Origin of the sequence: Rhizobium sp. PL01 (assembly GCF_033447125.1) — a bacterium.
Taxonomy (GTDB): domain Bacteria; phylum Pseudomonadota; class Alphaproteobacteria; order Rhizobiales; family Rhizobiaceae; genus Pararhizobium.
The window spans coordinates 560,666-578,845 of sequence record NZ_JAWQUM010000001.1 but is presented as its reverse complement, the minus strand read 5'-3'; the positions used below and the strand labels follow the sequence as shown (position 1 = coordinate 578,845).

Here is an 18,180-nt window from a genome sequence, read left to right as displayed (position 1 = left end):
GCTCCCACCCGAAGGCACAGTCGGTCCAGTGGTCTATAGGCACCACTTTATGCACCGGCAATATGGCCAAACTATCCTATAGGAGCCTGTCGAAAGTAAAGAGAGACTTGACCCAGAGGAAAAAAAATTCACTATGAAGATAAGTTGCGGTCGCGAAATTGTAACGGGAACAGATGGTGACACTGCGAAAACGCAGGCGCCATCCAGCGAAGAAGCCGCAGCGAAAACCATCCTAAAGGGGACGCGCGGAAACGCGCTTCAAGACAAAACTGGTCGAGGAGACTGTTTATGGCATCTATCGTTGAGACCGACGGGTCTGCCGCTGCGCCCAGCACCGGCCTGATCCGCGCGCTGGACTGGAAAGGGGCATTCTGGGTCGCTGCCGGCGTACCGCCGCTTGTGCTTTTCTCCATCGGCGGCATTGCAGGCACGACAGGCAAGCTCGCCTTCGTCGTCTGGATCATTTCCATGGTGATGGGCTTCCTGCAATCCTTCACCTACGCTGAAATCGCCGGCATGTTCGGCAACAAATCCGGCGGTGCATCGATCTATGGTGCGACTGCCTGGCTGCGCTATTCGAAATTCATCGCGCCCTTGTCGGTGTGGTGCAACTGGTTCGCTTGGTCACCGGTACTGTCGCTCGGCTGCGCGATTGCGGCGGGTTACATTCTGAACGCCCTCTTCCCCATTCCCGGCGCCACCTCCCCGGCTGTGATGGAATGGATCAATGCCAATATGGCAACACTGACGGCCGACAGTCCGCGTGTCGTTGAATGGCTTGCCGCCAATGCCGGCAAGGCACCGCAGGATGCCATCTCGGCGCTGCTCTCCACCGACGCCATCGCTGCCCTCACCCCGGCGATCCGCAGCTGGTCGCTGATCACCTTTGACATTCCGTTCCTCGCAACCGCAAACCTCAACGCCACCTTCGTCATCGGCGGCATCCTGATGCTGGTGATCTTCGCGATCCAGCATCGTGGCATCCAGGGAACGGCAAGCGTCCAGAAATGGCTCGCCATCATCGTTCTCCTGCCGCTCCTGATCATCGGTCTCTATCCGATCTTCTCCGGTCAGATAGACAGCGTCAACATCACCAATCTGGTGCCGCCAACGGCCGGTTATTCCGGTATTGACGGTGTCTGGAGCAATGGCGGATGGACGCTGTTTCTTGGCGGCCTCTATATCGCCGCCTGGTCGACCTACGGCTTTGAAACGGCCGTCTGCTACACCCGCGAACTGAAGAACCCGAAGACCGACACGTTCAAGGCCATCTTCTATTCGGGCCTGCTCTGCTGCCTGTTCTTCTTCCTCATTCCGTTCACGTTCCAGGGCGTGCTCGGCCATGCCGGCATGCTCGCACCCGGCATCGTCGATGGCACGGGCGTAGCGGAAGCACTCGCAAGCCTCGTCCACGGTGGTCGCATCGTCACGCAGATCCTTGTCATCCTGATGATTATGGCGCTGTTCCTCGCCATCATGACGGCGATGGCCGGTTCGTCGCGCACCCTCTATCAGGGCTCGAAGGACGGCTGGCTGCCAAAGTATCTCGATCACGTCAACGAGCACGGCGCCCCAACCCGCGCCATGTGGACTGACTTCGCCTTCAACCTGATCCTGCTTGCCATCGCCTCTGACGTGGCCGGCTATTTCTTCGTGCTGGCCGTCTCCAATGTCGGCTACATCATCTTCAACTTCCTCAACCTCAATGCCGGCTGGATCCACCGCATGGACTCAAGCCACATCCAGCGCCCCTGGAAGGCACCGACCTGGCTGATCGGTCTCAACACCGTTCTCGCCTTCGTCAACGCGCTGTTCCTCGGCGCTGGAGCCAAGGTCTGGGGCTATTCCAACGCGCTCTGGGTCGGCTTCATCTTCGCCGCCCTCATTCTGCCGGTCTTTGCCTATCGCCACTATGTGCGTGACGGCGGAAAATTCCCGGCGGGCGCGATGGAAGATCTGGGCCTCGTCGGCCAGGACCTCGGCGTCAAGAAGGCAGGCATTCTGCCCTATGTCGCACTTGCCGGCGGCCTCGCCGTGGTGCTCGCAGCAAACGCTTACTTCCAACTGCCGGCCTGACCTGACCGGGGCAACGTGAGACAAGGCCGCGCATCGAAGGGTGCGCGGCCTTGTCCGTTTCAGAGTGCAGCAGGCTTTCGGGATGCCTTGACACGTTCGCCGATTACGCCTGTAATTTCGCTGCCCAACCCCGGCATGGCACAAGCAGCGAGTTCCCATCATGACCGATACAAGCCCGGAAACGAAACTCACAGCCTCCAAGCGGCGGTGGGCCGAACAGGGTAAATTCCTGACCGGCAGGATTACCCGCCCGGAGACCGACCGCCTGCCGCCCGGCCAGCACCTGGTCACGAACTGGCCAGTGCTTGATCTCGGTCAGCAGCCACGTATTCAGCAAGCGGAATGGATGCTTCAGATCGTCGGTGGCGTCGAAAACCCTGTAAAACTCGACTGGGATGCGTTCCACCGCCTGCCGCAGAGCAAGAAGCTGTCGGACATCCATTGTGTGACGACATGGTCGCGCTACGATAACCGCTGGCAGGGTGTATCGACCCACGATCTGCTTGACTTGGTGATGCCGAGGCCGGAGGCCAATTTCGTCATGCTGACCGGCTATGATGGCTACACCACCAACCTGCCGCTCGCCGATTTTGCCTCGGAAGACGCCATCCTGGCAACGGCCTGGGAAGGCGAGCCGCTGACGCGTGACCATGGCGGTCCAATGCGCCTCGTCATTCCGCATCTCTATTTCTGGAAAAGCGCCAAATGGCTGCGCCGCATCGAATTTCTGGTGGGCGATCAGGCCGGTTTCTGGGAAAAGAACGGCTACCACATGCTCGGCGATCCCTGGCGCGAACAGCGATATTCCGACGATTGATCGTCAGGTCCGCGCCGGTGCCTGCGGCTGCGGACAGTGCATTGACATCGGCACGTGATCCTTTTCACTGACAACTTCGAACAGTTGCAACGCCGTCGCCCTGCCCTTCACCTGCGCTTCGCCAAGCGCACGAAAGGCAATCGCATCTCCGCACAACGCAACCACCGCGCTGCTGGCAAGGATCGTCGTGCCATAGACCTTGTTCATGCCCTCAAGCCGCGACGCCACGTTTACCGTGTCGCCCATGGCGGTATATTGCAGCCGTTCCTTGGCTCCGACACTGCCGACAACTGCCGTGCCTGTATGAATGCCGAAGCGGGTGCGCAATTCCGGCAGCCCCTGCGCCTTCAGGTTGGCGTTGAACACGCGGAGTTTTTGCTCCACCGCCAGAGCGCAACGGCAGGCGTTTTCCGCATGGTGCTCATCGGCAACCGGTGCGTTCCACATGGCAAAAACCGAATCGCCAAGGAATTGGATGATCTCGCCGCCATGCTCGCTGACGGTCTCGTTGAAGATGTCGAAATAGTCCGACAGCAGCGCCACCACCTCTTCCGGCGTCCGCTGTTCGCTCAGTGTCGTGAAGTCATAGATATCGGTAAACCAGGCGGTCACCTCCTGTCGCCGCGCGCCGCGGCCCGCGAACTGGCCGGATTCGATGCCCTTGCGCACCAATTCCTTCGGCACATAAAGCGCGAAGGTGAAGATCGCATCGCGTGCCCGGCTCATTGCCCGTCCGAGTGTCGATATCTCGGTGACATGCGAAGATACGTGGCTCGGTGCGGTAAAATCGAGATCCTGCAGCCGGTTGGCGTTTGCCGTCAATTGACCAAGCGATTGCGTGATGAGGCGGGCGAGAAAAAGAGCGCCCAGCAAACCCAGAAGTACGATTGCGCCGGATATGGCGAGCCCCTGATAGAGGTACCGGTTGGCCGTCTCGGTCAACTCATCAAGCGGTGCCGCAACAACCGTCCGGTGTCCGGCCAAAAGAAGCGCCGATTTCACCGACGTTGCCATGACAACGTATGTGCGTCCGCCGATCTCGGCAAAGCTGACACCATCGTCCTTGGGCAAGCTTGCTTTCAACCCGCTGACCAGCGGATCGGCGGTTCCGGCGATATCGCGGTCCCCTCTCTCCTTTGGCGCCAGCATACGGTTCATCATCGCGCGGTCGGAATGAATGATCGGCTTGCCGCTTGCATTCATGATGAAAGCAACGGTGCCCGGGGTGAGACGTTCGCGTGCGAGAAATTCGGTGATCGTGCCGAGATCGATATCTGCACCGATGACAATACCACCATTGCCACGGTGGGCCTGCGAGATGGTCATGCCGGGTGCACCGGTGGTTGCCATATTGTAGGGACCGATCGACGCCGGCTTCGTGCCATTCACCGCGACCTGGTACCAAGGCCGGTTTCGAGGATCAAAACCGGTTGGCAGCAGGCGGCGTTCCAGCATCTGCCCGCCGTCCTTGTCGAGAAAGATAAGCCGGTTGCTGGACAGCCCGCCGAGATCCGGCTGCATCGCTCTGATCGCAATGACCGCCAGATCGGGTGCCTCGAGCGACTTGCGCCACGCCGGCGCCCTGAGATCGACCGCCTGAATGAAGGATCCATCCGGATAGCCGGCATAGATGCCGTCGAGATTGGGAGACTGGGCGATGATCTCGCGCAGGAGCTTGATCTTGTCGTCCATGCGATCGGGCGGAGGAACGAGAAGCGAATTGGCAATCGACGCTGCAAACCCCACCAGCGCAGTCGTGCTTCCCGACAGAATGCCGAGACGATCGACAAGGCGCTCTGAGAACGCACGCATATCCGCCTGCGCATCGATGATCGCAGCATCCCTTGCCCGCCAATAATCGAGCCCGACCAACGTCCCCGAGACGGCGACCAGCAGCGCTGCCATCGCCAGTCCGAGAAGAGACCGCAAAGGTTTTGTCCACACCTTGGGCTGTTCTTTTGCGGCAGCCGCAAGCGCTACGTCCGTCATGCTTTGCCTCTGTCCCGAATACGTCAGTGAAAACCAAAACTTGGAGTTGAAAACACGTTATCAGCGGGTAGCAATATCGTACAGGAAAACTGCCAAACGGGATCGGATTTTTCACTCAAAAGACCTGCCGGCCGTTCGAGCGATCAACTGCCGCCTGCGGAAACCTCGGCCGCCGCCTCGCGGATCGTCTGCATTAGGATCGCCAGCGGCATCGAAGGGATCGCATTTGCCCGCATCGTCAGCCCAACCGGCCCCTTCGTCTCGCTGGTATCGATCGGCAAGGCAGCCAGTATCCCATCCTCTATATCGCCAGCCACCACGCCTGTCGAAATGATCCAGATGGCGTCGCTGGCGCGCACGAAGGCCCGCCCGAAGGAATCTGAGACGGTTTCAATCTGGTTGGGCAGGCTGGCGACACCGTTGGTGATCAGGAACCGTTCCACGAAGGGCCGGATGATCGAAGCGCGCGTCGGCATCAGCACCGGGTAGACACCGAGATTATCGAATACCGACTGCTTTGCCGACAGCAGCGGATGTCCTGCGCGCACGACGAAGACGACCTGCTCGGAATAGAGATGTTCAAAGGAAAACCCGGTCATCTGCTCGGGCGCCGCAAGCCGCCCGACGACCAAATCGAGATCGCCGACGCGCAACTGTTCCAGAAGAACAGCATTTTCACCGGTGACGATCTTGATGCGGCTGCCGGTTTCCTCCTTGAGGAAATTCGCCATGGCCCGCGGCATGATCCGGGTCGAGACCGTTGGAAGAGCACCGATCCGCACCGGCGGCCCATCGCCGGAACGCTCCTGCGATACCGAATCTAGCCCTTGCCTGAGAGCCGTCAGCGCCGCGCCCGCATGCCGCAGGAAAGCTTCGCCGTACCGGGTGATCTTGATGCCGCGGCCATCGCGCTCGAAGACCGACACGCCCAAAACCTCTTCCAGCTCGCGAATGGTCTTGGTCACCGCCGGCTGGCTCACATGCAAAAGGCCAGCCGCCTTCATCACGCTCTTCTGGCGGGCGACCTCGACAAAGGTCTGCAAATGGCGGAATTTCACGCGAGCGTCGATCATGACAACTCATAACTCAGGAGTTAATGATAGGCAATAAAATGTCATTTTACCGAACCGGATTAAAGTTCCAATCTGTTTTCCGAGGAGAATTTCCGTGCAGTTTGCCCGCATCAACGACGTCAACCTTCACTATCAGGTCATTGGCGCTGCCAATGACAAACCAGTGCTGGTCTTTGCCAATTCGCTCGGCACGGATTTCCGTATCTGGCGCGATGTGATCGTCCGGTTCGCGGGTGATTTTGCCATGGTTCTCTATGACAAGCGCGGTCACGGCCTCTCCGATGTCGGCGACATGCCCTATTCGATGGACCTACACGTCGCCGATCTCGCTGGCCTGCTGGATCTGCTGGACGTCAAGCAGGCCATCATCTGCGGCCTGTCGGTGGGCGGTCTGATTGCGCAAGGCCTCTACGCCGCCCGGCCGGATCTCGTGCGTGCCCTGGCACTGTGTGACACCGCCCACAAGATCGGCACGGCAGAAATCTGGAACGCCCGCATCGCTGCCATCGAGCAGAACGGCATCGCCAGCATCACTGACAGTATTCTTGAGCGTTGGTTCACCCCCGCCTTCCGGCGGCCGGAAAACAATGCCTACCATGGCTATCGCAACATGCTCGTCCGCCAGCCGGTGGCCGGTTATGCCGGCACCTGCGCTGCGATCCGTGATGCCGATTTCACCGAGGCAGCCAAGCACATTGCAGTTCCAACGATCTGCATTGTCGGCGATCAGGATGGCTCGACGCCGCCCGATGTCGTCCTGTCGACCGCAAAACTCATCCCCGGCGCCCGTTACGAGGTCATCAAGGATGCAGGCCATATCCCCTGCGTCGAGCGGCCTGAAGCGCTGACGGCCGTGCTACGCGCCTTTATCGATACCGTTCTGTCTGGAGAAGAAGCCCATGAGTGACGCCGCAGTGTCCACCGAACGTTACCGCCAGGGCCTGATCACCCGCCGTGCGGTTTTGGGCGATCGCCATGTCGACCGGGCGCAATCAGCGACCACCGATTTCGACCAGCCGTTTCAGGAATTGATCACCGAAGCTGCCTGGGGAAATCTGTGGTCAAGGCCGACCTGGACGAAGCGCGAACGCTCGATCGTCACCATCGCCCTGCTGGCCGCCCTTGGCCATGACGAAGAGGTAGCAATGCATGTGCGCGCCACCGCCAATACCGGTGCCAGCCGCGAGGATATCGGCGAAGCACTCCTGCATGTAGCGATCTATGCCGGCGTTCCCGCCGCCAACCGTGCCATCAAGATCGCCAAGCAGGTTTTCGAACAGATGGACGCCGAACAGGCGGCATGAGGCAGAACGACATGTCCGATCTTTCCAACAAGAAACCTGAGACCGGCGCGTTCTTCCAGCGCGACCGCACCTGGCATGCGCCTGCCCTAACACCCGGCTACAAGACCTCTGTGCTGCGCTCACCGCAAAAGGCGCTGCTGTCGCTCGACGGCACGATTTCCGAGATCACCGGCCCTGTCTTTGGCCATTCCCTGCTCGGCGAACTGGATAACGACCTGATCCACAATTTTGCCAAGCCCGGCGAAAGCGCCATCGGCGAACGCATCATCGTCCATGGCCGCGTACTGGACGAGCGCGGCAAGCCTGTTCCGGGCGCGCTGCTCGAATTCTGGCAGGCCAATGCCGGCGGCCGCTATCGCCACAAGAAGGAAAGCTATCTGGCGGCCCTCGATCCCAATTTCGGCGGTTGCGGCCGCACCATCACCGGCGAAGATGGCAGCTACCGTTTCCGCACCATACGGCCCGGCGCATATCCCTGGCCAAACGGCGTCAACGACTGGCGCCCGGCCCATATCCATTTCTCGATCTTCGGCCACGGCTTTGCCCAGCGGCTGATCACCCAGATGTATTTCGAAGGCGACCCGATGATCTGGAAGTGTCCGATCGTCACGACCATCCCCGACAGGAGCGCCATCGAACAGCTGATCGCACCGCTCGACTGGGCCAACACCATCCCCATGGATGCCCGCGCCTATAAATTCGATATCGTGCTGCGCGGTCGCCGCTCGACGCTGTTTGAAAACCGGATGGAGGGGAACTGATGGTCCAGGATCTCGGTTACCTGAAGGAATCGCCGTCGCAGACCGCCGGTCCCTATGTCCATATCGGCTGCACCCCAAATTTTGCCGGTATCAGCGGCGTCTATCAGACCGATCTCGGCACGTCGATGGTCAACGACAAGACGCTCGGCGAACGCATCACCGTGCGCGGCCGGGTCATCGACGGCGCCGGTGCTCCACTGAAAGACGCACTGATTGAAATCTGGCAGGCAGACGCAGCCGGTTTCTACAACAGCCCTTCGGAGCTACGCGGCACAGCCGATCCCAACTTCACCGGTTGGGGCCGCTGCCCGACCAGTGCCGATGACGGTCTCTTCACGTTCGAAACCATCAAGCCCGGACGCGCGCCCTACAAGGACGGGCGCAATATGGCACCGCACATCAGCGTCTGGATCGTCGCCCGAGGCATCAATATCGGCCTGCACACCCGCATGTACTTCGCCGACGAGACGGACGCCAACGCCGAAGACCCGCTGCTCGCCCGCATCGAACACCGCCACCGTGTCGCAACACTGGTCGCACCGCGCGACGGATCGGTCTATACGTTCGATATCCATTTGCAGGGCGAGAACGAAACCGTGTTCCTCGACATCTAGCGACGCCCCTCGCTCCTAGGGACCAAGGACAAACATGACTGCTTCGGCCTTCGACCATCCCTATCTCTCGGGCCTTCTCGGCGACGAGGAAATCTCCGCCTTCTTCTCGGCGGAAGCGGATATCCGTGCGATGCTGGCCTTCGAGACGGCCTTGGTGCGGGCACAGGCAGAACACGGGATTGTTTCGAAGGAAACGGCGACCCGTATCGCCGAGATCTGCGCCACGTTTCAGCCTGACGTCCTTGCCCTGCGCCACGCCGTCGCGACAGATGGCGTGGTGATCCCCGACCTTGTCCGGCAGCTTCGCATAGCGGTTGGCGGTGAAGCGGCGGAGAAAGTCCATTTCGGCGCCACCAGTCAGGATGTTATCGACACAAGCCTGATGCTGCGGCTGAAGGCGGCAACGGCTGTCCTTTCAAAGCGCCTGACGACGATCACTGGCTCGTTTGATCAGTTGACCCGGACATGGGGAACGAACCGGCTGATGGGCCACACCCGGATGCAGGCCGCCATCCCGATCACGGTGTCAGACCGTCTTTCCGCCTGGTCATCCCCTTTGATCGACTATCGCGACAGGCTTGAGCAGCTGCAGAAGGTCTCGTTCCCGGTGCAGTTCGGCGGAGCAGCCGGTACACTTGAAAAACTGGGCGCCAAGGCATCATCAGTGCGGGCGACGCTGGCCAAAAACCTCGACCTTTCCGACCGTCCGCAATGGCAAAGCCAACGTTCGGTTATCGCCGATCTCGCCCATCCCTTGTCACTAGTCACCGGCAGCCTTGGAAAGTTTGGCCAGGATATCGCCCTTTTGGCCCAGGCCGGTGACGATATCGCGCTTTCGGGCGGCGGCGCTTCGTCCGCCATGCCGCACAAGCAAAACCCGGTGACTGCTGAAGCGCTGGTATCTCTCGCCCGCTTCAACGCGGTCCAGCTTTCTGGCCTCCACCAATCGATGGTGCACGAACAGGAACGCTCCGGTGCTGCCTGGACCCTGGAATGGATGATCCTGCCGCAAATGGTCATCGCGTGTGGCGCAAGTACACGGCTCGCTTTAACGCTTGCGGGCCAGATCAAACGGCTTGGCGTACCCGGTGCATAAGGGAGGCATCTCCCTTTCAACAAAAAACCCGCGCATCTTTCGATACGCGGGTTTTTCAGTCTCTGGCGAGTAGGTCATGCCTCTCGCGCAAAAAGCAATCAGTTCGTCTTGTTCTTAAACGGCTTGCGCTTGACGCCCTCGGTTGCAGGCTTGTCAAACTTCGGCTTGTCAAATTTCGGTTTATCGAATTTCGGCTTGTCGAAAGCCGGCTTGCCGGCCTTCTTGGTCCAGGGCTTGCTGTCGGTCTTCTCAGCCGGGCGGTTATCGGCCTTCGCAAAATCTGGCTTGCCCTCGAACTTGCGCTTCGGCTTCTCGCCGTTCCAGTCGGCTTGCTTGGCCGGATACGGCTTCTTGCCGGCAAACGGCGCTCCACGCGAACCGCCGGACATATCCGGCATGCCGTCAAGCTGCGTCACGGTGATGCCCTTTTCGAGCGCCCGCTTCGGACCGATTGCCTCGACGAAACGATCCACCCACTCGCGGGCGATCTCGACATAGGTTTCTTCGGTCTGCATCTTGATGGCGCCGATTTCCTGCTTGGTGATCTTGCCAATGCGGCACAGCATCGGGATCAGCCAGCGCGGCTCGACACTCTGCTTGCGGCCTGCCGACAGCGAAAACCAGACACTGTCGCCAAAATCGCCACGCGGAGCACGCGGCTCGCTGCGCTCCGGGCGGTCGCCACGGTCAGGACGGTCGCCCGATGGCGTGTAGTTGGGTGTATCCATCAGATCTTCCGGCGCAGAACGGCCGGCACGGGCCTGCCGCAGGAAAGCAGCAGCCACTTGATCGGCACCGTGCTTTTCCAGCAGTTCACGGATGAAATCGGCCTCATCGGGCGTGATCACTTCGGTGAGCGCCGGATCGGCTAGAACCCGCTCGTCATCGCGGCGGCTGACCTCGTCGGCCGAAGGCGGACGGCCCCATTCAGCATTGATATTGGCGTCGCGCAGCAGACGTTCGGCCTTGCGGCGCGCGCTGTTCGGCACGATCAGAGCGCTGACGCCCTTGCGTCCAGCGCGGCCAGTACGGCCGCTCCGGTGCAGTAGCGTATCGGGATTGGTCGGCAGATCGGCGTGAACCACCAGTTCGAGACCCGGCAGATCGATACCGCGGGCGGCAACGTCGGTGGCGATGCAGACGCGGGCGCGTCCGTCGCGCATGGCCTGCAGCGCATGTGTGCGCTCGTTCTGGCTGAGCTCCCCGGACATGGCGACAACAGCGAAACCGCGATTGTTGAAGCGCGCCGTCAGATGGTTGACGGCAGCACGTGTCGAGCAGAACACCAGCGCGTTCTTTGCCTCGTAAAAACGCAGAACGTTGATAATCGCATTTTCACGATCGGACGGCGCGACGGTCAGCGCCCGGTATTCGATATCGAGATGCTGCTTCTGCTCGGCCTGGGTCGAGATACGAATGGCATCCTTCTGGTAGCTCTTCGCCAGATTGGCAATCGAACGCGGCACGGTCGCCGAAAACATCAGCGTGCGGCGGTCGGCCGGAGCGGCTTCGAGGATGAATTCAAGATCTTCACGAAAGCCAAGGTCAAGCATCTCGTCGGCTTCGTCGAGAACGACAGCCTTCAGGCTCGACATGTCGAGGCCGTTACGGCGGATATGGTCGCAGAGACGCCCAGGTGTGCCAACGACGATGTGGGCGCCGCGATCGAGCGCGCGCCGTTCGCTGCGCATGTCCATGCCGCCGACGCAGGAAACGACGGTTGCGCCGGTCAGCTCATAGAGCCATTCCAGCTCGCGCTTGACCTGCAGCGCCAATTCGCGTGTCGGGGCGACGGCGAGCGCCAGCGGCGCGCCTGGCTGGCCGAAGCGTTCCTTGCCTTCAAGCAGCGTCGAAGCGAGCGCCAGGCCGAAGGCAACGGTCTTGCCCGAACCGGTCTGCGCCGAAACCAGAGCATCCCTGCCTTCGAGTTCAGGGCCCAAAACAGCCTTCTGAACCGGCGTCAACTCTGAATAACCGCGCTTGCTCAATGCCTGAGCGATCGCCGGAGCGATGCCGTCTAACTCTACCATATGTTTATCTTTCGGAATTCGGATGTCATGCACGCCTCGGTCGATGAGGGTAAGCGCAGTCCCCGCAGCCGGCACGTCGCCAGCCAATACATGCGCGCCCTCTTACTGCGCCTGAGTGCAATTGTACAGAGCGCCCGGATGCTGCGCTGCAAAAACGGGAGAGAATATCAGTAAACAGACGGGATGATAGACGGAAAACCGGCCATGCATCCTATTGGACGCATGGCCGTTCAGGTTCAAAAGGTCTGGTCTTTGCGCAGGCGCCACTCAGCTCGTCAGACGCGGGGTCCTGATGACCTTGTTGAACAACGCCTTCATGGCGGCTTCGATGCCTTGTGTCGGACTGACCTCGAAATAGAAACCGGGTGACGCGCAGTCCTGCATGCGCGCTCCGATTTCAGTTTGGAACGGCTTGATCCAGCTGTTGTACCAGCTGTTGTTCGGCAGCGGCAGATAGGTCGTGTAGAGGACGGCGATCTTGATTTGGCGATCCTTCAAAACCTTGCAATATGCAGTGTCGATCGGCTCCTGACAGCGCGTGCCCGTCAGTTGCTTGGTGCAGCCCTTCGGCTTGTTGCTGTCGCCCACGCCATCGGAAACGAAGAACACGACTTTTTCTGGTTTAGCAGAGGTCGTGCCATCACCGGGCGTGCTTATCTCCGCATTGATCTTGGTCAGCGCACTGTCGAAACTCGTCTGCTGGTCGTTATTGTATCCCTGATAGGGAATGCTCATCAGCTTGATGTCCTGCGTACCGGCCTTTACCTTTGACAGGTCAGCGGTCAATTCCGCTACCTTGAGCAGCTTCACATCCTGTGCCTTCTCGCCGAAGGTGTAGGCGGCCATACGAAACTGGTTGGCATAGCTCTGCTGGAGCCCGGCTTCCTCGGTCAAGGCCTTGACGGCCTTTGCAACGACGTCGATTCGAATGGCGATACCGTTCGTCTTTGCGACGAAATAATTGCTGTTCGTATTGATGGTGCCGTTTTCGGCAACGATATGACAGGCAAACGCACAGTTTCTGGAACCGGAATCCGCGACATTCTTTGTCGCGGCAATCATCTTGTCGACGTCAGCTGGGGTGGCAGCCACGCCCATGGACGGGGTATTGTCGAGCAGCATGTAGAAATCCATGAAGGATTGCGTTTGGTAAACGGCGTTGGCGCTGCCTGAAATCGTAATATTTTCCTTGCCGAGAATGCGCAGGAAAGATGTTTTCAAGGTTACTTGGTAAGTCAGATTGGCTTTGATATTCTTGCCGTCCTTGGTGACCGTCGCCTTGACGAGCTGGAGTTTCATGTCCTCCGTGTCGATTTTTTCCTTCTCGATGCCTTCTTCTTTCAGAGAGCTCGATTTGTCTGCGCTTCGAGCCTTGAAAAAAGCCTCCGCTTCAGCTTCGCTGAGCGGCAGAGGACCATCTGTGGTCATACCAACCGCTTGCGCAACACCCGCGGATTTTTCCGCGATTGATCCGAGCACCGCTGCATCGGCGGCATCCTGCAGCCTCGATTTAAGATCCATGGCGCGGCTGAAATCCACCGCCATGCCGGCGCAGCCAAGGATTGGAACGATGGCGATGGCGCCCATGATGGCAAAATTTCCTGCCCGGTCGGCAAAGAGCTTCTTCAAGATACGCACTATGATCCCCCGTCTCCGCACCAGGGCATCACCCGGCTTAGATGTATTCCTCAGACGACGGACAGTACTTGCGAAACTCTAAACGGTGGTAAAAAGCGGTAGTTAACCGATACGTAATTCAGCTAAATATTGTTTAGTAAATTGCGATCATGACCGAACGAGTTGGAAGCAAAATACGAAACATAAATTGCAACGGTTCAGGACATCCGGGCAGAAAGGAATACGCGTCGGCGCGCAAATACACTAATAATACACATTATTTCTACTTAACAACCCTGGGTAATAAATCCAAATAAAGAGATGCCTGCGGGTCGACAAGGCCGGGCCGGATACCATTGGCGGCCGTCACTACAACGCTCGGCGGAGTTGGATCTTACCCACGTGATCCTTGCCACGCCGCCAATTCTGAGGCGCACCCGTTTGCGAGAAGACGCGACAAGGCACCAACAAGCGCCGTCCGGAAACCCGCATCGCGGCGGAGATCATCGGCGAATACTTCCGTCAGGCTCAGGAACGCCGTGACGATCTCTTCCGGGTCGTTCAGCCCTTGCGTCAGTGCCGCCATCCTTCCGGCCAGCGGATCGCGGACGTCGATCGCTTTTCCGGCCTCATTCAAGCCACGGGCATAAAACATCCAGGCTGCAACCCCAAGCACCAGCCGATCATAGGAGGAACCTCCACGAATGCGGTCGCGGATCGTCCCGAGCAGGCGTTGCGGCAGCTTTTGCGATCCGTCCATGGCGATCTGCCAAGTGCGATGGCGTAGCGCCGGGTTCTTGAAGCGCGCGATCAGCGCGCGCCGATAAGATTCCAGATCGAACCCCGCAAGCGGCGGCAGCGTCGGAGAGACTTCCTCGCCCATCAGGCCTTCGATCAGCGCCTGCATACCCGGCAAGGCCATCGCCTCCGCCACCGTTTCGGCGCCAGCCAGAAAACCCAGATAGGCAAGGGTCGAATGACTGCCGTTAAGAAGCCGCAGTTTCATCGTCTCGAAAGCCGAAACCTCGGGAACAAAGACGACGCCTGCTTCCTCCCAGGCCGGCCGGCCAAGCGGAAAATTGTCCTCCACAATCCATTGCCGGAATGGCTCTGTCACCACCGGCCAAGCATCCTCCACGCCAAGAGCAGTCCCAATCGCGGCGCGGTCCGCTTCCGCCGTTGCCGGCACGATCCGGTCGATCATGGTGGATGGCGAGGCTACATCCGAAACGAAAGCGGCCAGTCCCGGATCGCGCAACGCGGCGAAGCGGGCGACAACCTGCTTCAGCACATGACCGTTGGATGGAAGATTGTCGCACGACAGAAGCGTAAACGCCGCCACGCCCGCCGCCTGCCTGCGGGCGAGAGCCTCGACGATGAAGCCGATGGCCGATCTCGGTTTATCCGGATTCTGCAGGTCGTGGACAATATCCGGATGATTGTCATCCAGCATGCCGGTCGCCGGATTGTGGCAATATCCTTTTTCGGTGACGGTCAGCGAGACGATGCGGGTTGCCGGGTCAGCCATGCGCGCCAGAACAGCCTGCGGGTCTTCCGGCGCTACAAGTGTTTCGAAAGCGCTGCCGATGATACGCAGCGTCTCGCCACTACCGTCCTGAACCTTCAGCGTATAGAGCCCGTCCTGCGGTGCCAATGCATCGCGGGTCTCGGCGCTGCGCAACGACACGCCGCAAATTCCCCAGGAGAGATCGCGTGCCAAGACGTCGTCGGTAAACACCGCCTGATGTGCCCGGTGGAAGGCGCCGATCCCGAGATGGACGATACCAATTGTCACCTTTGCGCGATCATAATCTGGCTTTGCGACCGCCGCCGGAAGGTGCGGCAGGGTTTCATTCGATAATCTGGTCATGATGCTGGCTGCTGTTTGGCACGGGCGACAATCTGCGACGGGTTGACGAATTGCAGGGCGAGGATCAGCCAGAACAGCGTCGTCACCATGTAGATCACCGCCATGGCATCGATCGATTGGCCGGCCCGCACGCCGGCCGCAAAGACCGCATAATAGAGCGACACGACCAGCGTCTGGCTCGTCGGCCCGGCAATCAGGAAGGTCAGCTCGAACATGGCAATGGTGCGCACCAGCACCAGAAGCAGGGCTGCCAGCATGCCGGGAAGCAGAAGCGGCAGGAGGATACGCAGAAACAGGCTGCCCGTCCCCGCCCCGAAGACACGCGCTGCCGCCTCGATACGTGGGTCGATCTGCTCAATGAACGGGATCATCACCAGAACGACAAAGGGCAGCGAGGGCACGAGGTTGATCAGGACGACACCCCAGAAGGAACCACCGAGACCCATCTGATAGAGCACAGTCGCCAGCGGAATACCGTAGGTCAACGGCGGAATGAGCAAGGGCAAAAGGAACAGGAGGACGACGAGGCGCTTGCCCGGAAAATCCCGCCGCGCCAGCGCATAGGCCGTGGTCACGCCCAGAATCCCGGAAATGATCACCACCGTAAAAACGATCTGGAACGTCACGAACACGACGCTCGACAGCTGGAATTCCTTCCAGGCGCTAAAATACCATTTTGTCGTCAGGCCGATCGGCAGCCAGGTGCCGAGCCAACGGGTGGCAAAGGAATTGACCACAACAGCAGCGATGACGCCGATGAGGTTGAGGATGAACAGCCCGGCAACGGCCCAGACGGCATAGCGCCAGATTTTCGACACGAGGCCTTGATCGCGGATCATAGTGGCATCTCCCGGAGCAATGAATGGTGAGGCGCAGGATTTGTCATCGTCATCATCCCTTCGTTCCCCCGGTCGGGCCACGGTAGAAGAAGGAGCGCGCGCCAAGAACGGCCAAAACGACGACCAGTTCAACCGCGCCCATGATCATGGCGATCGCCGTTCCCAGAGAATGGTCATATTGCTCGAAGGCCGCTTGATAGGCGGCGATGGAGATCACCCGCGTCGGGCCTGCCGGCGCGCCGAGCAGGACGGCGGAGGGAAAGACGGCGAAGGCCTGGACGAAAGCGAGGCAAAAGGTGACGGCAAGTCCCGGCACCAGCAGCGGCAGGAAGACTTTCGTGAAGCGCTGGCGCGCGTTGGCGCCAAGTGTTGCGGCCGCCTGTTCTATCGCCGGGTCGATGCCGGTCACATAAGACAGTGTTAAAAGGAAAGCGAAGGGGAAACCGGTGATCACCAGCGACGCGAACACGCCCCAGTAATTGTTGGTCAGCTTGACCGGTGCATCCAGCAATCCGACGAGGACCAGCACGCGATTGAACCAGCCCTGCGGCCCGAGAAACGTCAAAAGCCCGTCGGCTACGAAAACCGTACCCAGCGTGATTGGCAGAACAAGGATCGTCGTCAGCAGCCGTTGCCGCGTCATCAGCCGGACCCGGAAGGCAATCGGCACCGCGAAGGCGAGATTGACGATCGTTACCGGCAGCGCCAGCCAGAGCGTCGAGGCAATCGTGCGGTATTGAAAGGGATCGCTGAAGAAGGTCACATAATTGGCATACCAGGCCCCCTCCTTTGGCATCATCGAATCGGCAAGGCCGTAGAAGAATGGGTAGATGAACAGCCCGAGCATGACCGCGAGCCCCGGCAGAACCAGCAGCGTCGTGCCGTCAAAACCGCGCGCGGCAAGCCGGGTGCGAAGCGACGGCGTGCTCATGCGTCCGTCCCCTTAAACAGCAGTGCGCGGCCGGCGGCCGGCTGCAATGTCGCCGACGCTCCGCGTGGCAGCGCCTGTTCGGCGCGAAAATAAAGATCGGACCCATCCGCAGACTTGGCCAGTCCGAAAAAGGCACGGCCGCGATACTCCATGTTGACGACCGTGGCAGGCATGCCATTGCCATCCTCGACGGCGACGAGATCCTCAGGCCGCACCGACAGAACCGCCGCATCGCCGACCTGGAGCGGCTCGCGCATCGTGCCCGTCAGTTGCGCGCCTGCCACCTCGATCCGTGCCTCATCGCCGGATACGCCGGTCACCCGCCCCGCGATACGGGTGCGAAAACCCATAAAATCGGCGACCTCGATATGATTGGGCCGCTGGTAGAGATCCTGCGGGGAGCCGATCTGCATGATCCGCCCCTGGTCCATCACCACGATCCTGTCGGCAAGCGACAGCGCTTCGTCCTGATCATGCGTCACATAAATGGTTGTCGAGCCGATCTGGTCGTGAATGCCGCGGATTTCGGCGCGCATCTCCAGCCTCAGCTTGGCGTCGAGATTGGACAGCGGCTCGTCCATCAGCACGACCGGCGGCCGGATGACGATGGCGCGGGCAATCGCCACGCGCTGCTGCTGTCCGCCGGAGAGTTGCCCCGGAAGTTTATCGATCTGGCTTTCCAGTCTGACAAGCGCCAGCGCCTGTTCGATGCGCCGGTCGGCCTCGCTGCCGCGAATGCCCTGCATAGTCAGCCCGAAACCGACATTGCGGCGCACGCTCATATGCGGAAAGAGGGCATAGCTCTGGAACACCATGCCGAATCCGCGCTTTTCCGGCTCCAATTGATCGATGCGGTCGCCACCCAGCCGGATTTCGCCACCCGACAGGGCCAGAAGACCAGCGACACAGTTGAGCGCCGTTGACTTGCCGCAACCGGACGGACCGAGAAGTGCGATAAACTCGCCAGGCTCGATGGAGAGGTCGATGCCGTCGAGCGCGGTGTAGGCGCCGAACGAGCGGCGCAGTCCATCCAGCTCGAGACGGGCCGTCTGTTTTGGCGAAAGCACTGTCGCTGCGTTCTGAAGCGGCAAATTCAAGGTCGTCTCCTCCACGTCGATAAGCGGTGTGAAACGGCGGCGATACCGCCGCCGTTTCAGGTCGTG

The 18,180-nt window shown here is 60.1% G+C and carries 15 protein-coding genes; 7 read left to right on the top strand and 8 right to left on the bottom strand.

From position 1 onward, the window contains the following. Positions 1-288: 288 nt before the first annotated feature. Entirely contained in the window at positions 289-2,076 is a 1,788-nt protein-coding gene (locus R6X40_RS02690) for an APC family permease (protein ID WP_318410729.1), read from the top strand. A 160-nt stretch (positions 2,077-2,236) separates the two neighbouring features. Continuing rightward, a complete protein-coding gene (locus tag R6X40_RS02685; protein WP_318410727.1) occupies positions 2,237-2,893 on the top strand; it encodes a sulfite oxidase-like oxidoreductase in 657 nt (218 codons plus the stop codon). 3 nt (positions 2,894-2,896) lie between these two features. On the opposite strand, the gene R6X40_RS02680 is transcribed toward R6X40_RS02685, so the two are convergent. Next, positions 2,897-4,882: an adenylate/guanylate cyclase domain-containing protein gene (locus R6X40_RS02680; protein WP_318410725.1), complete on the bottom strand. Its 1,986-nt coding sequence runs from the start codon at positions 4,880-4,882 to the stop codon at positions 2,897-2,899. A gap of 143 nt (positions 4,883-5,025) precedes the next feature. Continuing rightward, a complete protein-coding gene (gene pcaQ / locus R6X40_RS02675; protein ID WP_318410723.1) occupies positions 5,026-5,955 on the bottom strand; it encodes a pca operon transcription factor PcaQ in 930 nt (309 codons plus the stop codon). Positions 5,956-6,049: 94 nt separating this feature from the next. Here pcaQ and pcaD point away from each other — a divergent pair, with 94 nt between their 5' ends. The 5 genes from pcaD to R6X40_RS02650 are packed head-to-tail and all read left to right on the top strand — an operon-like array spanning position 6,050 to position 9,730. Continuing rightward, the gene (gene pcaD / locus R6X40_RS02670; RefSeq protein WP_318410721.1) at positions 6,050-6,862 is read left to right on the top strand and encodes a 3-oxoadipate enol-lactonase; all 813 of its coding nucleotides are present in this window, start codon (positions 6,050-6,052) and stop codon (positions 6,860-6,862) included. Next, positions 6,855-7,259 (top strand): 4-carboxymuconolactone decarboxylase, encoded by a 405-nt coding sequence (gene pcaC, locus R6X40_RS02665; RefSeq protein ID WP_318410719.1) that lies wholly within the window; start codon positions 6,855-6,857, stop codon positions 7,257-7,259. Before pcaD ends, pcaC begins: the two co-directional genes overlap by 8 nt. An 11-nt stretch (positions 7,260-7,270) precedes the next feature. After that, the gene (pcaH, locus tag R6X40_RS02660; protein ID WP_318410717.1) at positions 7,271-8,020 is read left to right on the top strand and encodes a protocatechuate 3,4-dioxygenase subunit beta; all 750 of its coding nucleotides are present in this window, start codon (positions 7,271-7,273) and stop codon (positions 8,018-8,020) included. Beyond that, positions 8,020-8,634, top strand: coding sequence for a protocatechuate 3,4-dioxygenase subunit alpha (gene pcaG, locus R6X40_RS02655; RefSeq protein WP_318410716.1), 615 nt, complete (start codon positions 8,020-8,022; stop codon positions 8,632-8,634). Before pcaH ends, pcaG begins: the two co-directional genes overlap by 1 nt. A gap of 34 nt (positions 8,635-8,668) precedes the next feature. Then, on the top strand, positions 8,669-9,730 hold the full coding sequence (locus tag R6X40_RS02650; protein ID WP_318410715.1) for a 3-carboxy-cis,cis-muconate cycloisomerase: 1,062 nt from the start codon (positions 8,669-8,671) through the stop codon (positions 9,728-9,730). A gap of 98 nt (positions 9,731-9,828) precedes the next feature. Here the strand turns inward: R6X40_RS02650 and R6X40_RS02645 are convergent, their stop codons facing one another. The 6 genes from R6X40_RS02645 to R6X40_RS02620 all read right to left on the bottom strand — a co-directional run bounded on the left by R6X40_RS02645 (position 9,829) and on the right by R6X40_RS02620 (position 18,114). Next, on the bottom strand, positions 9,829-11,760 hold the full coding sequence (locus tag R6X40_RS02645; RefSeq protein ID WP_318410713.1) for a DEAD/DEAH box helicase: 1,932 nt from the start codon (positions 11,758-11,760) through the stop codon (positions 9,829-9,831). Between the two features lie 267 nt (positions 11,761-12,027). Continuing rightward, on the bottom strand, positions 12,028-13,389 hold the full coding sequence (locus R6X40_RS02640) for a TadE/TadG family type IV pilus assembly protein (protein ID WP_318411289.1): 1,362 nt from the start codon (positions 13,387-13,389) through the stop codon (positions 12,028-12,030). Between the two features lie 382 nt (positions 13,390-13,771). Further along, positions 13,772-15,247, bottom strand: coding sequence for a mannitol dehydrogenase family protein (locus R6X40_RS02635; protein WP_318410711.1), 1,476 nt, complete (start codon positions 15,245-15,247; stop codon positions 13,772-13,774). Beyond that, entirely contained in the window at positions 15,244-16,086 is an 843-nt protein-coding gene (locus R6X40_RS02630) for an ABC transporter permease (protein ID WP_318410710.1), read from the bottom strand. The genes R6X40_RS02635 and R6X40_RS02630 overlap by 4 nt, the downstream gene beginning before the upstream one ends. A gap of 52 nt (positions 16,087-16,138) precedes the next feature. After that, a complete protein-coding gene (locus R6X40_RS02625) occupies positions 16,139-17,017 on the bottom strand; it encodes an ABC transporter permease (RefSeq protein ID WP_318410708.1) in 879 nt (292 codons plus the stop codon). Next, positions 17,014-18,114 carry an ABC transporter ATP-binding protein gene (locus R6X40_RS02620; RefSeq protein ID WP_318410706.1) on the bottom strand — a complete coding sequence of 367 codons (1,101 nt, stop codon included), beginning with the start codon at positions 18,112-18,114 and terminating at the stop codon, positions 17,014-17,016. The genes R6X40_RS02625 and R6X40_RS02620 overlap by 4 nt, the downstream gene beginning before the upstream one ends. Between the last annotated feature and the right edge of the window lie 66 nt (positions 18,115-18,180).

Excerpts from the sequence above, each read along its gene's own strand:
- R6X40_RS02690 (WP_318410729.1), top strand. The coding sequence starts at position 289 with ATGGCATCTATCGTTGAGACCGACGGGTCTGCCGCTGCGCCCAGCACC.
- R6X40_RS02685 (WP_318410727.1), top strand. The coding sequence starts at position 2,237 with ATGACCGATACAAGCCCGGAAACGAAACTCACAGCCTCCAAGCGGCGG.
- R6X40_RS02680 (WP_318410725.1), bottom strand. The coding sequence starts at position 4,882 with ATGACGGACGTAGCGCTTGCGGCTGCCGCAAAAGAACAGCCCAAGGTG.
- pcaQ (WP_318410723.1), bottom strand. The coding sequence starts at position 5,955 with ATGATCGACGCTCGCGTGAAATTCCGCCATTTGCAGACCTTTGTCGAG.
- pcaC (WP_318410719.1), top strand. The coding sequence starts at position 6,855 with ATGAGTGACGCCGCAGTGTCCACCGAACGTTACCGCCAGGGCCTGATC.
- pcaH (WP_318410717.1), top strand. The coding sequence starts at position 7,271 with ATGTCCGATCTTTCCAACAAGAAACCTGAGACCGGCGCGTTCTTCCAG.
- pcaG (WP_318410716.1), top strand. The coding sequence starts at position 8,020 with ATGGTCCAGGATCTCGGTTACCTGAAGGAATCGCCGTCGCAGACCGCC.
- R6X40_RS02650 (WP_318410715.1), top strand. The coding sequence starts at position 8,669 with ATGACTGCTTCGGCCTTCGACCATCCCTATCTCTCGGGCCTTCTCGGC.
- R6X40_RS02645 (WP_318410713.1), bottom strand. The coding sequence starts at position 11,760 with ATGGTAGAGTTAGACGGCATCGCTCCGGCGATCGCTCAGGCATTGAGC.
- R6X40_RS02635 (WP_318410711.1), bottom strand. The coding sequence starts at position 15,247 with ATGACCAGATTATCGAATGAAACCCTGCCGCACCTTCCGGCGGCGGTC.
- R6X40_RS02630 (WP_318410710.1), bottom strand. The coding sequence starts at position 16,086 with ATGATCCGCGATCAAGGCCTCGTGTCGAAAATCTGGCGCTATGCCGTC.
- R6X40_RS02625 (WP_318410708.1), bottom strand. The coding sequence starts at position 17,017 with ATGAGCACGCCGTCGCTTCGCACCCGGCTTGCCGCGCGCGGTTTTGAC.